Origin of the sequence: Vibrio plantisponsor (assembly GCF_013041605.1) — a bacterium.
In the GTDB taxonomy this organism is placed as follows: domain Bacteria; phylum Pseudomonadota; class Gammaproteobacteria; order Enterobacterales; family Vibrionaceae; genus Vibrio; species Vibrio plantisponsor.
Window position 1 is genome coordinate 197,243 of record NZ_JABEQC010000004.1, and the last position, 14,950, is coordinate 212,192.

A 14,950-nucleotide genomic window follows, 5' to 3' on the forward strand; every position below is an offset into this window, starting at 1 on the left:
AGATCCTTATGCCAATGCAAATAGTTCATCACCGACCTGAACCGCATCGCCTTCTGATACAGCCATTGATTCGACTTTGCCGTCACGAAACGCCTTAATCTCGGTTTCCATTTTCATCGCTTCGAGAATTAACAGTGTTTCGCCTTCTTTGACCATGTCCCCGATTTTCTTGTGGATCTTCCAAATGTTACCTGCGAGAGGAGCGGAAACTGGTTCGGCCGAACCCGATGACACAACCGGTTGAGCTGCGGCCACAGGAGCAGTCGTTGATGCGGCCAAAACTTCAGGATCTGCACCTTCGTTGATTTGAACCACATAAGCCTGATTGTTGACGTTAACTGTATATACAGCTTTGTCTGATGGTTTCGCTGCTTTTGCAGGGGCTGCCACTTCAGCAACCGTTGGAACTGGTTCAAAAGCTTCTGGATTATTACGATTAGCCAAAAATTTCCACGCGACTTGGTCAAAAAGAGCAACCGTAAGTACGTCATCAATGGTGTTTTCAGCCAGTTCGATACCTTTTTCCTGCGCCTGATTAACCACCGATTCCATTAGCTGTTCGATTTCAGGTTCAATCAGATCTGCTGGTCGGCAAGTGATCACTTCTGCGCCATCAAGTACACGTTTCTGCAACTCTGCATCGACAGGTGCTGGTGTTTTACCGTATTCGCCTTTTAATACCCCAGCCGTTTCTTTGGTGATGGTTTTATAACGTTCACCCATCATGACGTTGATTACCGCTTGTGTACCTACGATTTGCGAAGTTGGTGTTACTAAAGGGATATAACCGAGATCTTTTCTGACTCTTGGAATTTCTGTCAGTACTTCATCAATACGATCCAGCGCGTTCTGTTGCTTTAACTGACCTTCCATGTTGGTAAGCATGCCACCCGGAACTTGAGCAACGAGAATTCGAGAATCAGAGCCTTTAAGTTGACCTTCGAACGCATGATACTTCTTACGAACATCTCTAAAGTAAGCCGCAATACTCTCCAACTTCTCAATATCTAAGCCAGTGTCACGCTCCGTTCCTTTCAGTGCAGCCACGATCGATTCCGTCGATGGGTGACCATAAGTACCGCTCATAGAAGAAATTGCGGTGTCAACACGGTCAACCCCAGCTTCAATCGCTTTAAGCAGCGTCATATCCGCCATGCCCGCAGTGGAATGACAATGAAGATGAAGCTCAACATCCACGAGTTTTTTCAGGTTGGATACCAACTCGTATGCTTCATACGGAGACATAACGCCAGACATATCTTTAATCGCGATCGAGCTTACGCCACATTCCAGAAGCTGCTCCGCTACATCAACCCAAGATTGCATAGTATGAACAGGACTGGTTGTATAACAGATAGTGCCTTGTGCATGTGCGCCTTGATTGTTTACCGCTTGGATGGCTCGCTTCATGTTGCGAGTATCATTTAATGCATCAAAGATACGGAAAACATCCATGCCGTTTACAACGGCACGTTCAACAAACTTATCAACAACATCATCAGCATAGTGGCGATAGCCAAGGATGTTTTGACCACGCAACAACATTTGTTGTTTGGTGTTTGGCATTGCCTTTTTTAACTCTCTTAGGCGCGCCCATGGGTCTTCACCCAAGAATCGAATGCAAGAGTCAAAAGTTGCACCACCCCAAGATTCCAGTGACCAATAGCCAATTTCATCGAGCTTAGATGCTATAGGCAACATATCATCCAATCTCATTCGCGTAGCGAGTAGTGATTGGTGCGCGTCACGCAATGCAACGTCAGTAATACCGAGTGGTTTAGCTATTTTAGACATATTAAATTCCTCTAACCTCAAGCCTGAACTTGCTTATTAATTTTTTGATTGTGGTGGTGTAGTACTGCGGAAATCGCGGCAACCAAATTGTCATCCTGCGCGCCTGCAGAAACCGTTTGTTTTGCAGAAACGATGGCTTTCTCAGGGGGTGAAAACTTAATCGATAAAGTGGACAGCAGACGGGTTGCAGCGACTAGGAGCGCCAGAAAGCAAAAAACAAATCCCATGCCCAGAAACATAAGATTGACGCCTTCAAGAATAATTGGACCTTCGTTCATCTTTCGAACCTTTGGATATTGAAAGTCCAAACAGTCTAACGAAATAAGAGGAATGGACTTCGTGAAGCACATCATTCAATTGGAACCATTAAACGTATTAAATGGCGTAAATAAATTTAATTGGTTGCAGCTGAATTTCTATTTGCAATTGAAATAACCATTCGAAGAAATAAATTCATTTAATCCATTAACAACACAAGATTTACCGCAATTTGTATTTTACTCCTCAGTTACGAGGTGCAGCTGTCTTTAGCATTGGTGGGATGTTGGTCTAAAGAGGAAAACTCATTATGGGGAGTGCTATGTCTTTGTTCGATGTTCATCAAATTTCTTTAAATAATCTAAAGCGACAATCGCAGTTAACAAGAAAATATGAACTTCCTTTAATTATCGTCAAAACGAATATTTCCAATGAGCTTAATGAAAATGAACAGGCTCATTTTGTTTATAAGCTGGCGTTGGACGAAGTTAACAAGAAACTGACGCTATTGAATGCAATGGTGCTAGAGCACGAAGATGCTATCAATAGCTCGAACCTAGAATCGGTATTTGTAGTGCGAGGGGTGACTACGTCGAACTTAAAGCGTGCCATGGTGAAAATTGAAAACAGCCATCCGCTTGGCAGTTTGATCAACATTGATATTATTGACCCGCAAGGCTATGCGGTTTCGAGAAGAGGTTCTCAAATGGAACCTAGACGCTGCATCCTGTGCCAATATCCAGCCAGCTACTGCTCTATGAATCACCGTCATTCTGTTGAAGAAATAAAACACAAAATCAAATCTATCATCGCACAGTATTAGCTCTGTGCGAGTTCCCCAAACATCACCTTACCTAATAGGGAACTGGCTGCTGCTATGTTGGTTGTTCAGTTCTCTTGTTACTAAAAACACTCAGCTTAAACTCAATTGCTCTGCTTGTGCGGTTCTTAGCGCTGCTTGTTTTCTCTTCGCGTGATAGGCGGAAGTGTCTTCCATAAACAGTTGATGCAGATAAGCGTATGTGGTTTCAGGGACGATTTTTTCAATCGCTTGCCAATTGTTTTCAAACAAATACTTTCTGACTAGGGAAGCGGATATTGGTGACTCTTCTTCTTCACAGCGTGGAATTTCCACATAAGTGACTTTGGGACTGTCAATGGTTGGTGTAGACAACCACTGGTGCATTTGCTGATTGTAGAAACGAGTTACCTTACAAATCGGCTCCGTTCCTACGTAGCGGTGAGTTATACCCAAGGCTGGTGCGATATATTGCCGGAAGATCTGCAAATCCACAGCGGTGTGGCAGTAATTAATTACCCCCTCATCCTTTAGAAAATAGCTTGGGAACGTTGCTCTTGAAATGATGTAGTCCGAACCAGCATGCACAGTAACGTTTTTAAACTCTTTCACTCCCGCTTTGATCATATTTAAGCGGTCTGAATAGGAAAAGAATGACCTGTCTTCCTTCACAACAAACAGATGTACCCAATCACAGTTCTCAGAAGCGTGCTTTACCAAATAGCGATGACCATTGGTAAACGGATTAGCATTCATCACAATACTGCCAATCTTTTCACCCGGTTGTGCAAAGCTACTTAACTTTTCGCAATGTTCCTGAAGCCTTGTTTTACTGTTTTCCAGCAGGATAACTCTGTCTTTTACGGCGGTAAGTTGGTGGAATCCTGCCTCGTGAAACATTCGGTAGTTATCGGGTTTGGTGTAAATAAATAGGTTGTATCGACCCATGTCATAAGCATGTGTGACCACTTCAGTGAGTAATCGAGTCGACAAGCCAGTTCCTTGAAGATCAGGAGAAACTGCTATCGACTTAAGAGTGTTGCCAGCCAGCCCCGCGCATCCAACAATAACGCTAGAACTTAAAGCGACGACAAAAAACTCAACATCGGCATCTATCCCTAACCCCATACTAAGCAAGAACTGCCGCACCTTTTCCATTTGGCTGCTATTTTGAGTGTTAATTTTCTGGAATTGGTAGGTATCAAACACAGCGATCTCTCAACAACAAAACGGATAACGAATTATCTTAAGTCCAACAGATAATTTAGTGACTCTCACGCAATCTATACAGAAGCATTAAAACTGTTTATGGCGTTTATGAATTTATTCTCACGGGATGAGCATCGCGCGCTAATTGAAAACCCATTCATAAACAAAAAAGAGCCAGCCCAGATAAATCCGAGCTGACTTCTTAGTTCACTGTTGCGATACCATTTAAGCCACTTGAGTTTGTTGTTTACGATTACGTAGCATACCAATCAGAGGTAACGCGATTGACAATACTGTAATAGCAATAAGCACTTGAGCAACGGTTGAGTGTGTAAAGATCGACAATTCTTGGTTTGAAATTCTAAATGCCTGACGGAATGATTGCTCCATCGTGCCACCTACGATACAAGCAAGAATCATCGGCGCTGTTGGTACATGAGCACGCTTCATCACTACCCCTGCAACACCTAAGATAGCTAGGATGTAGAAATCAATAACTGAGTTACTAATTGCATAACAACCAATGAACGCAAGACCTAGCACAATTGGGTAAAGCATTTTTGGCGGAATCGCTAACACACGAACCAATGCACCCGCGAGTGGGATATTCACTACCGCTAAGATGATGTTAGCAACAAACATACTAGCGATTAGGCCCCATGCTGTTTCTGGGTACTGGGTGAATAGAAGCGGCCCAGGTTGAATACCCAACATCAATAGCGCACCCATCATTACAGCTGTCGTACCAGACCCTGGTACACCTAGTGATAGCATTGGAATCATTGCACCGATAGACGCTGCGTTATTTGCAGATTCTGGTGCAGCCAGCCCCTCAATTGCACCCTTACCAAATTCTTCGCTGTTTTTAGAGAGTTGTTTCTCATTGTTGTAGCACATAAGCGATGCCATAGTACCGCCAGCACCAGGTAAAGAACCGATAATGAACCCTACTGGAGCACTACGTAGAATCGGCCATTTAGAACGAGACCAATCGTCACCACTAATCCAAATGCGTTTGAACTTAGTCTGCGCCTTTTTCGTGCCTTCGCTTAATGAACGGAAGCTCTTAAATACTTCACCTAGCGCATAGATACCAATGATCACCACAAGGAAATCGACACCTGTTTGAAGTTCAAGGTTGCCAAAAGTAAAACGCTCAACACCGGATTGCGCATCGATACCAATGGTGGCGATTGCTAAACCGATCACCATAGATAAGAAGCCTTTGAGCATGTTCCCTTTCGACATAGAAGCCGTCATGGAAAGCGCAGCAACCATTAACAAGAAGTACTCAGCAGGACCAAATTTTAAGGCGAAACTCGCCACAGGTTCAGCCAATAGTGTCATCAGAATAGCAGCGATAGTACCGCCAACTAATGATGCAATGGCAGATATCGCCAGTGCAGATTCAGCACGACCTTGCATTGCCATTGGGTAGCCGTCAAACGTTGCGGCCAGCGCGGCACCGTCTCCCGGAGTGTTAATCAAAATAGAGCTGCGTGAACCACCGAACATTGCACCAATGTACACACCGGTCATGGTGATCAATGCTGCCGTAGGTCCCATCGCAAAAGTCATAGGCAATAGCACCGCAACACCCGTTGCAGGGCCTAAGCCAGGTAGCATACCGACGATAGTACCCAGTACACCGCCCACAGTCACAAGTAGTAGATGGTAAGGCTGTAAAGCAACGCCAAATCCATTCATCAAGTTAGATAAAATATCCATCATAATAGTTCACCCTATTCCCCGAATGGTAATGGTGGAAGGCTAATACTTAATAGCGTGTTAAATATGAAATAAACACCTACGGCAAATAACAGTGAAATCACAACACTTTTTTTCCACATGTCTTTTCCGCTTGTAATAGTCATCATTACAACCATAAATAGAAATGTACTGATAACGTATCCCAGATGTTCAAATATAAGAGCGTAACCAACTGAAAGCAGACAGGTATATAGAATACGGCGTCGGTCATTTTTCTTACTAGCATCTTCATTGATTAAGTTTTTATATGCTTGTACTGAAGCACTAAAATTACTTTTAACCAGTAAAAGAACGCCAATTAAAAACGAAATTACGGATATACCAAGAGGGAAATATATTGGATCCATAGGATTACCAAATGCAGCTCTTGGCATCGAATACGACATATAACCGTAAATAACGCCAAAGCCTATTGCAAATAATCCTGTGAATGCGTCCCAATTAGGACTGACATCATTTTTCTTCATAGGAACAAGACCTTATTGCTAGATTTAATTATTTTTAAATCAAGAATAAGAGGGAATATTCCCCTCTTATGTCATAGAAACGGAACATTATTTTTTAGCGAAAATTTCGTCTAAAATTTCTTTATATTGATCGTTTGTTTTGGCTAAGAACTTAGTAAAGTCTTCACCATTTTGATATGCGCCATCCCAACCGTTACGTTTACGAGCTTCAGCCCACTCAGGCGTCTCAACCATGTTTTTAAGTGTTGTGCCCCAGTAAGCAACTGCGTAATCAGGCATATCTTTTGGTCCGAACAGACCACGCCAGTTTTCAAACGTTGTATCAATACCTTGCTCTTTCACTGTCGGGATATCCGCGATAGCACCTTCACCAACACGCTTGTCTGCCGTCTGTGCTAATGCGCGTAGGTTGCCGCTTTTCACCAACTGAACTACGTCACCAAGCCCTGTAGAAATAAGGTCTACGTGTCCACCCAATACTTGAGCAACCGCACCGCCGTCTTGGAAAGAGATGTAGTCAATCTGATTTAACTTAGGTACACCAGCAGCCTTAGCAACCATTAGGAACTGAATGTGGTCCATACTACCCGCAGAAGAAGTGCCACCAATTTTCACGGATTTTGGATCCTTTTTTAGAGCATCCATCACTTCTTTGATTGAGGTATATTTAGAATCCTTAGAAACAACAAACGCACCATAGTCGGTAATTAATCGAGCAAGTGGCGTAGTATCTTGGTAGCTATATTTACTTGCTCCGGTTAAATGAGTAAGCAGAATTGGTGGAGAGTAAACCGAGATTAAGTTGTCTTTACCAGCTTGAGTCTGCATGTAAGCCAAGTTTACTGCACCACCACCACCAGGTCGGTTGGTAATCGGCATATTGGATTCAACTAGCTGAGTATCTTTCAGAGTTTTTGCGACTGTACGGATGGTTAAATCCCAGCCACCACCAGCACCAGCTGGAGCAACAAAAGACATAGTTTTAGGTGGGTAGTCCTTTGCTACTGCACTACTCAACGGCATAAATGCGACAGAAGCTAGGGCGGTACCAATCATTACACTTTTGATATTCATGTTCATGGAAATTCCTATTATTGTTATTGGAAACTATCCAACACTTCGCTAATTTATTTTCATCAGCTTGGCGTCGATGAATTAATTATCCATGAGAGCTGTAATGTTATTTGTGAGTTAAAACTCTTAAGACTAGTTCTTTAATGCTGAAAATGGCGTTAATGAATTTTAGTAATCGCCCTTCTACAGAGAACAATTAGTATTTCAGTGGTACAAGCGATAGTATTTGGCTACAGCCATTTTTAAAGGTAACGCAATGAAACGAATCGCTATTATTGGAGCAGGCTGGTTGGGTCTACCGTTAGCCAAGCAACTGGATAAACTAGGCTATTCGGTGTTCGCCAGTAGAACCTCTGACTTAGGTCTGTCAGAACTGAAACAAAACGGAATCGCCGGTTTTGTTTGTGACCTCAATAACCCGCAAAAGCTTGCTGACACACTTGCCGAATACAACATTGATACCGTTGTTGGTAGCTTTCCTCCTGGCTTTCGCCGTGGACAAGGGGATGAATACATTACCCAATGGCAAGCTTTAACTGAGCGAGCGAACTCTGCGGGAGTCAGTAAGTTGGTCATGATAAGTTCAACCACCGTCTATCCAGACCGCGCTCAAGATATGTATGAACAGGATGCTTCTCTTGAACTGGCTACAAATAACGATGAATTCTCAGCCAATGCGAAGAAGATGTTGCAGGCAGAACAAACTGTAATAGACTCTGGCTTGGATTACGTCATTGTTCGATGCAGTGGTCTTATTGGACCCGATCGCCACCCTGCCCGCTTTGCTTCAAGGTTAAAACAGGTCAGTCGATTGGCTCCTGCAAACATGCTGCACCTTTATGATGCTATCGGAGCGACGGTTTTTGCTATCGAGCACCTCAACCATACGGTAGTCAATGCCACCACTCCTGCGACAGTAAGCAAAGCCGAGTTCTATCAAGCCGCTCTTAAAGCCGCAAATTTGGATGAAGAACTCCCTCCGATTGTTGATGTAGCAGACAAGCGAATTGTCAGCGACAAACTCATTAAAGCGGGATACAAGTTTCACTATTCTCACACTCTGGAGGCCTTGTAAGGCGATGAGTAAACGAATTTATCAGCATTTAGAAACGCTTTGGCAATATATGCAAATGGGCCATCAGCTACAAAAAGCCGATGTCCTCATTGTTCTTGGAAGCAACGATACCCGTGTCGCCGAAGTTGCAGCGTCCCTTTATCATCAAGGCTTGGCTCCTTTGGTTGTATTCTCTGGCGGTCATGGTCGTTTCACTGAAGGATTGTTTGAGCGCAGCGAAGCAGTGACTTTTGCTGAAGTAGCAAAAGACTGCGGCTTACCAAGTGACGCAATATTGCTGGAGCCTCGCTCTTCTAACAGCGGTGAAAACGTACTTTTCACCTATGAGCTTTTAAAGAAAAAAGGCATCACAGCTAAAAAAATCATCTTGGTTCAAAAGCCGTATATGGAAAGACGAGCCTATGCGACTTTCATGCAGCAATGGCCAGAAGAACTGGAATCACTGCAAGTCACATCTCAAGCGAATAGTTTCTTTGATTATCTGACTGAAGACCTGACATTAGACTTCGTTGTCGAAGCGCTGATTGGTGATTTTGAACGTATTCAGAATTACCCTGCGAAAGGCTTCCAGATTGAGCAGGAAATCCCTGAAGATGTATTGCAAGCCTATCAGGCATTAAAACCTTTAGCAGCTTAATACAGGCCCTCGTTTATGAACTAAAAAAGGATGGCAATCCCATCCTTTTATTTATCTGCTTTTCGCTATTTACCTAATGCTTCTTTGTAATGCATTCGGCATACAGAGACGTATTTGTCGTTGCCACCAATCGCAACCTGATCACCTTCGGAGATCGCATTGCCATGTTCATCGGTACGGATAACCATGTTCGCTTTGCGTCCGCAGTGACAAATGGTTTTCAGTTCCACCAGCTTATCTGCCCATGAAAGTAGATACTTACTACCTTCAAACAATTCACCAAGAAAGTCGGTACGCAGGCCATAGCACAGTACTGGGATATGAAGCTTATCAACCACTTCTGTTAATTGATAAACCTGCTCTTTAGACAGGAACTGACACTCATCAACCAGCACGCAGTGACGCTTTTCATCTTCATTGAGACTTTTTATCACATCAAAAAGGTTGGTTTCGGCTTGAAATAGATGTGCCTCTGCTTCCAGACCAATACGTGAGCTCACTTTACCAATGCCATAGCGGTCATCAATTGCTGCGGTAAAGATAACAGGTGTCATCCCACGTTCTTGATAGTTAAAAGACGATTGCAGCAGTGTGGTTGATTTACCTGCATTCATTGCAGAGTAGTAAAAATACATCTGAGCCAAGGGACAAATTTCCTATCTTATTCAAAATCATTTTGTCGGGATTATACAAAGCAAAGAGAATGCTTACTTTGATCCACTATCAGTTAGACAATAAAACTATCAGTTAGACAATAAAAAGGGTGGCTAGTTAGCCACCCTCAAATCAATGCAGAATTTACTCTGCTTTTTCTTTCGCAACAGTTACAGCAATTGCCAACTCTTCAAGAGCCGCTGGGTTTGCCAAACTTGGCGCATCTGTCATCAGACACGCAGCAGCAGTTGTTTTAGGGAACGCGATAACATCACGGATGTTATCTGTACCACATAGCAGCATCACTAGACGGTCAAGACCGAATGCAAGACCCGCGTGTGGAGGCGTACCAAACTTAAGTGCATCCAATAGGAAACCGAACTTAAGTTGTTGTTCGTCAGCTTCAATACCTAGGATATCGAATACCGCTGCCTGCATTTTCGCATCGTGAATACGTACAGAACCGCCACCCACTTCGTAGCCGTTTAGTACCATGTCGTATGCGTTAGATAGCGCAGCAGTCGGGTTCGCCTTCAACTCTTCTGGAGTCATGTTCAGAGGAGACGTGAATGGGTGGTGCATTGCTGCAACATTACCTTCACCGTCGCTTTCAAACATTGGGAAGTCGATAACCCATAGCGGAGCCCAAGCTGAAGTATCGGTTAGCTCTAGGTCTTTACCTACTTTCAGACGTAGCGCACCAATTGCTTCAGCAACGATGTTCGCTTTGTCTGCACCAAATAGGATGATATCGCCATTTTGAGCACCAGTACGTTCGATGATTGACGCAATGATCTCTTCAGTCAGGAATTTCGCTACTGGAGATTGAATGCCTTCAGCGCCTGCTGCTAGATCATTCACCTTCATCCATGCCAGACCTTTCGCACCGTAAATCGCTACGAATGACGTGTATTCATCGATTTGCTTACGGCTAAGTGCCGCACCGCCTGGTACGCGTAGAGCAGCAACACGGCCGTTCTCATCGTTTGCTGGGCCAGAGAATACTTTGAAATCTACGTCTTTAAGCAGATCAGCAACATCAACTAGCTCTAGCGGGTTACGTAGGTCAGGCTTATCGCTACCAAAACGACGCAAAGCTTCTGAGTAAGGCATGATTGGGAACTCACCCAAGTCTACACCTTTCAGCTCTAACCACATTTCGCGAATCATCTTTTCAGTCACAGCGCGAACTTGTTCTGCGCTCATGAATGAAGTTTCGATATCGATCTGAGTGAATTCAGGCTGACGGTCAGCACGTAAGTCTTCGTCACGGAAACACTTAACGATTTGGTAGTAACGGTCAAAACCAGACATCATCAGCAGCTGTTTGAATAGCTGAGGAGACTGAGGAAGCGCGTAGAAGCTACCTTTGTGAACACGGCTTGGAACCAAGTAGTCACGAGCACCTTCAGGTGTTGCTTTAGTCAGTACTGGTGTTTCGATATCTAGGAAATCGTTGCTGTCTAGGAAACGGCGAACAAAGCTTGATGCTTTGGCACGTAGCTTAATACGGTCGCTCATTTCTGGACGACGTAGGTCCAAGTAACGATATTTCAGACGTTGCTCTTCTGAGTTCTTCTGGTTGAAGTCTAGAGGCAGCACATCACTACGGTTGATAATAGAAAGGCCAGTCGCCAGAATCTCTACTTCACCGGTTGTCATGTCTTTGTTGATTTGGCTTTCTGGACGAGCGCGAACTTCACCCGTCAACTTGATACAGAACTCATTACGAAGTTGGTTAGCAACTTCAAAGACGTCTGCCATATCCGGATCAACAACCACCTGAACGATACCTTCACGATCTCGCATATCAATGAAGATAAGACCGCCTAAATCACGACGACGGTTAACCCAACCGCACAGCTCCACAGTTTGTCCTGCAAGGGACTTGTTCAGGTGACCACAATAATGGCTACGCATAATGAAATTCCCAATCTCTTAATAAGTCATCAAATTCTATGCGACACAGTCGGCTCTGTTGAAGCAGTTGTAAACAACAACTTTTCTTCAAGAAAGGACTCTGCCACGGAAAAGTTCCATTTATACGCTGAAAGACGTATAAAATCGACCTTCCAGAATACAATTTGTTGTGTTTTATCCATCGTTGCTGACATTTAGTACAATAAACCGCCATTTTAGCGACAATAGCATCTGCAACATGGAAAAATTGGCGCTGATTATAGCGCTAAAGTATCGTATTCTTCAAAACTCTCGTGACGATAAACAACAAAAAAGAGCAAACAACACTGGCTATGGATGCAATGGAATACCCTCTTCGACTCGGACTGACGATGTGGTCTCACCCTTTCTGGCAGCAGCATTTCTACGGAAGTGGTACTCAAGCATCTCAGCGACTCGAAAAATACGCTCAGGTATTTCATACGGTAGAAGGTAACACCACCTTTTACGCCTCTCCGTCACCTGCGACAGTCAACAATTGGAAAGCGGCAACACCTGAGTCATTCCGATTTACGTTTAAACTGCCGAAATCCATTACTCACCAGAGCATGTTGAATGGTTGTCAGGACGAACTGAAAGCCTTCATGAGCCTGATGGAACCGTTACATGACAAAGTGGGTATGTGGACCATTCAACTGCCTGCTGCTTTTGGTCCAACTCATCTGGAGCAGTTAAAAAAGTTTCGACGCTATTTTCCAGCGCAGTTTCCTTTGGGTGTGGAAGTAAGACACCCAAGCTTTTTCGCTAAAGGGGAAGCAGAGAAAGCGTTAAATCAATGGCTGAACGAAGAAAATATCGACCGCATCATTATGGATAGCCGCCCTCTCTTCTCGGCAGAACGCACATCCGAAGCCATTATTGATGCACAGCAGAAAAAGCCCAGAGTGCCGGTTCATGCGATTTCGACAGGGAATAAACCGATGATTCGTTTTATCGGACACCCTGACATGGACGCCAACATGCCATTCTTCGAACCTTGGGTTCAAAAGCTGCCGACTTGGATTGCTGAGGGCAAGCAACCTTATGTGATGATTCACACCCCAGACAACAACTACGCTCCGGAATTAGCACTGGCGATTTACCAGCGTTTACAAAGCGTTACTGCTCTGCCGGATTTAGCGGTATTCCCTGCTCAAAGCGATACAAATCAGCTAAGTATGTTTTAGAAAAAAGTACTTCGGCGTTTTAGAAAGAAATACATAAGCTGCATTTAATGACAGACGCCACATTTTTTCATAAAATACGCGCCTTTTCTTGAACCATCTACTGTTTAAGTAGGCATTTTGCTTCGGCGTGAGGTCAACCATGAGCCCAAAAGACACTATCTTTTCTGCCCCAATCGATAAGATTGGCGATTTCACGTTTGATGAGCGCGTGGTTGAAGTCTTTCCAGACATGATTCAACGCTCGGTTCCGGGATACAGCAACATCATCTCTGCTATTGGTATGTTGGCTGAACGATTTGTAAAACCGAACACACAAGTGTACGACTTAGGTTGCTCGCTTGGTGCTGCGACGCTTTCCATGCGTCGCCATATTCAGCAAGAAGGTTGTAACATCATCGCAGTGGATAACTCTCATGCGATGGTTGAACGCTGCAAGCTGCACGTCAACGCTTACCGCTCTGATACCCCAGTAGAAGTGATTGAAGCGGATATCCGCGATATCGAAATCAGCAATGCATCTATGGTGGTACTGAATTTCACTCTGCAATTTCTGTCACCGGAAGACCGCTACTCTCTGCTAGAAAAAATCTATGCAGGATTGCGTCCGGGTGGCATTTTGATTGTGTCTGAGAAGTTTGTATTCAATAACGAAAGTGCTCATGAGCTGCTAATCGACCTGCACCATGATTTCAAACGTGCAAACGGCTACAGCGAGTTGGAAATCAGCCAAAAACGCAGCGCGATTGAAAACGTGATGCGTCCAGATTCGATTGAACTGCACAAAGAGCGTTTCGCAAAATTAGGCTTCTCCAGCTTCGAAGTTTGGTTCCAGTGCTTTAACTTTGGCTCAATGTTTGCCATTAAATAAGATTTCAGAAGCTGAAGTACTGCCCTTACCTTCAGCTTCTCTTTATTGTTTTTAGGGTCTCAAATTTTTTGATTAGGATTCTCCATGTTGAATTTTGCTAATGTCTATCAATTGCTTGCACAAGACACACGCCTGCAACCTTGGCTTAATGTCTTGCCTCAACAACTTACTGACTGGCAACAACAACCTCACGGTGACTTGGATCGCTGGTTGCGTGCTTTAAACAAAATTTCTAGCTCACAACCTGATCATATAGACCTAAAAGAGTCGGTAACTGTCAGCAACAGTGAACCTCTGTCTGATGGTGAAAAGAAAAAACTGGAGAACTTGCTCAAGACTTTCCACCCTTGGCGTAAAGGTCCTTACCACCTGCACGGTATTCATATCGATACCGAATGGCGCTCAGACTGGAAATGGGATCGTCTGCTTCCTCATATTTCACCGTTAAAGAACCGTTCCGTATTGGATGTGGGTTGTGGTAACGGCTACCACATGTGGCGCATGCTCGGTGAAGGTGCATATCAAGTAATTGGTATTGACCCTTCTGAGTTATTCCTAGTCCAGTTCGAAGCTGTACGTAAGCTGATGGGTGACAACCAGAAGGTGCACTTACTACCTCTTGGTATTGAGCAACTTCCTGAACTGAAAGCGTTTGATACTGTATTTAGCATGGGTGTGCTGTATCACCGTCGTTCCCCGATTGATCATTTGATTCAATTGAAGAACCAGCTTGTGTCTGGTGGTGAATTAGTATTAGAGACACTTGTCATCGAAGGCGATGAAAACGCCGTATTGGTTCCGTTTGACCGCTATGCACAGATGCGCAATGTCTACTTCTTCCCATCCGCTTTAGCATTAAAAGCATGGTTAGAAAAAGTGGGCTTTGAAGACGTGAGAATCGTTGATGAGAACGTGACATCACTTGGTGAACAACGTAGCACCGAATGGATGACGCACAACTCTCTGCCAGATTACATCGACCCGAATGATCCGACCAAAACGGTCGAAGGTTATCCAGCACCACGTCGTGCAATTCTGGTTGCTAAAAACCCTTAATCATTTTCGTATCGTTCTGAGTCTACATAAAGTTGCAGCACTGCAACTTTATGTGGTACCGCAAGCTAAGAGAGAGCCCAAGAAACCAGTAAATCGGGATATTTTGACACAGTTTTAACTCTCTCATCCTCTTTCAAAGTTATCCTACCCGCAGGATGAATTCG

At 44.0% G+C, this 14,950-nt stretch carries 14 protein-coding genes; 6 read left to right on the forward strand and 8 right to left on the reverse strand.

The annotated features are described in order from the left end of the window. Positions 1 to 6 precede the first annotated feature (6 nt). Together oadA and HKI82_RS07770 are read right to left on the reverse strand one after the other, a co-directional pair. On the reverse strand, positions 7 to 1,794 hold the full coding sequence (gene oadA, locus HKI82_RS07765; RefSeq protein ID WP_102941699.1) for a sodium-extruding oxaloacetate decarboxylase subunit alpha: 1,788 nt from the start codon (positions 1,792 to 1,794) through the stop codon (positions 7 to 9). A gap of 17 nt (positions 1,795 to 1,811) precedes the next feature. Then, positions 1,812 to 2,072, reverse strand: a complete 261-nt coding sequence (locus tag HKI82_RS07770) for an OadG family protein (RefSeq protein ID WP_102941698.1) — start codon at positions 2,070 to 2,072, stop codon at positions 1,812 to 1,814. Positions 2,073 to 2,374: 302 nt separating this feature from the next. Between HKI82_RS07770 and citX the strand changes: the two genes are divergently transcribed. Further along, positions 2,375 to 2,875, forward strand: a complete 501-nt coding sequence (citX, locus tag HKI82_RS07775; protein WP_171137674.1) for a citrate lyase holo-[acyl-carrier protein] synthase — start codon at positions 2,375 to 2,377, stop codon at positions 2,873 to 2,875. Between the two features lie 90 nt (positions 2,876 to 2,965). Here citX and citC read toward each other — a convergent pair whose 3' ends face one another. The 4 genes from citC to HKI82_RS07795 all read right to left on the reverse strand — a co-directional run bounded on the left by citC (position 2,966) and on the right by HKI82_RS07795 (position 7,377). Then, entirely contained in the window at positions 2,966 to 4,060 is a 1,095-nt protein-coding gene (gene citC / locus HKI82_RS07780) for a [citrate (pro-3S)-lyase] ligase (protein WP_102941696.1), read from the reverse strand. 225 nt (positions 4,061 to 4,285) lie between these two features. Then, positions 4,286 to 5,791 carry a tripartite tricarboxylate transporter permease gene (locus HKI82_RS07785; protein ID WP_102941695.1) on the reverse strand — a complete coding sequence of 502 codons (1,506 nt, stop codon included), beginning with the start codon at positions 5,789 to 5,791 and terminating at the stop codon, positions 4,286 to 4,288. 11 nt (positions 5,792 to 5,802) lie between these two features. Continuing rightward, complete coding sequence (locus HKI82_RS07790) at positions 5,803 to 6,297, reverse strand: tripartite tricarboxylate transporter TctB family protein (protein WP_171137675.1); 495 nt, start codon at positions 6,295 to 6,297, stop codon at positions 5,803 to 5,805. Between the two features lie 87 nt (positions 6,298 to 6,384). Further along, positions 6,385 to 7,377, reverse strand: a complete 993-nt coding sequence (locus HKI82_RS07795) for a Bug family tripartite tricarboxylate transporter substrate binding protein (protein WP_171137676.1) — start codon at positions 7,375 to 7,377, stop codon at positions 6,385 to 6,387. 250 nt (positions 7,378 to 7,627) lie between these two features. On the opposite strand from HKI82_RS07795, the gene HKI82_RS07800 reads away from it, so the two are divergent. After that, complete coding sequence (locus HKI82_RS07800) at positions 7,628 to 8,446, forward strand: NAD(P)H-binding protein (protein WP_171137677.1); 819 nt, start codon at positions 7,628 to 7,630, stop codon at positions 8,444 to 8,446. A 4-nt stretch (positions 8,447 to 8,450) separates the two neighbouring features. Then, positions 8,451 to 9,083: a YdcF family protein gene (locus HKI82_RS07805; RefSeq protein ID WP_171137678.1), complete on the forward strand. Its 633-nt coding sequence runs from the start codon at positions 8,451 to 8,453 to the stop codon at positions 9,081 to 9,083. A 65-nt stretch (positions 9,084 to 9,148) separates the two neighbouring features. On the opposite strand, the gene HKI82_RS07810 is transcribed toward HKI82_RS07805, so the two are convergent. Both HKI82_RS07810 and aspS read right to left on the reverse strand, forming a co-directional pair. Further along, complete coding sequence (locus HKI82_RS07810) at positions 9,149 to 9,727, reverse strand: thymidine kinase (RefSeq protein ID WP_042482044.1); 579 nt, start codon at positions 9,725 to 9,727, stop codon at positions 9,149 to 9,151. A gap of 154 nt (positions 9,728 to 9,881) precedes the next feature. Next, on the reverse strand, positions 9,882 to 11,657 hold the full coding sequence (gene aspS / locus HKI82_RS07815) for an aspartate--tRNA ligase (RefSeq protein WP_102941689.1): 1,776 nt from the start codon (positions 11,655 to 11,657) through the stop codon (positions 9,882 to 9,884). 341 nt (positions 11,658 to 11,998) lie between these two features. On the opposite strand from aspS, the gene HKI82_RS07820 reads away from it, so the two are divergent. The 3 genes from HKI82_RS07820 (at position 11,999) to cmoB (ending at position 14,786) form a co-directional block, all read left to right on the forward strand. After that, positions 11,999 to 12,862, forward strand: coding sequence for a DUF72 domain-containing protein (locus HKI82_RS07820; protein WP_240956677.1), 864 nt, complete (start codon positions 11,999 to 12,001; stop codon positions 12,860 to 12,862). Positions 12,863 to 13,001: 139 nt separating this feature from the next. Continuing rightward, positions 13,002 to 13,730 (forward strand): carboxy-S-adenosyl-L-methionine synthase CmoA, encoded by a 729-nt coding sequence (gene cmoA, locus HKI82_RS07825; RefSeq protein WP_102941688.1) that lies wholly within the window; start codon positions 13,002 to 13,004, stop codon positions 13,728 to 13,730. An 84-nt stretch (positions 13,731 to 13,814) separates the two neighbouring features. Next, positions 13,815 to 14,786, forward strand: a complete 972-nt coding sequence (cmoB, locus tag HKI82_RS07830; protein ID WP_171137679.1) for a tRNA 5-methoxyuridine(34)/uridine 5-oxyacetic acid(34) synthase CmoB — start codon at positions 13,815 to 13,817, stop codon at positions 14,784 to 14,786. Positions 14,787 to 14,950 lie beyond the last annotated feature (164 nt).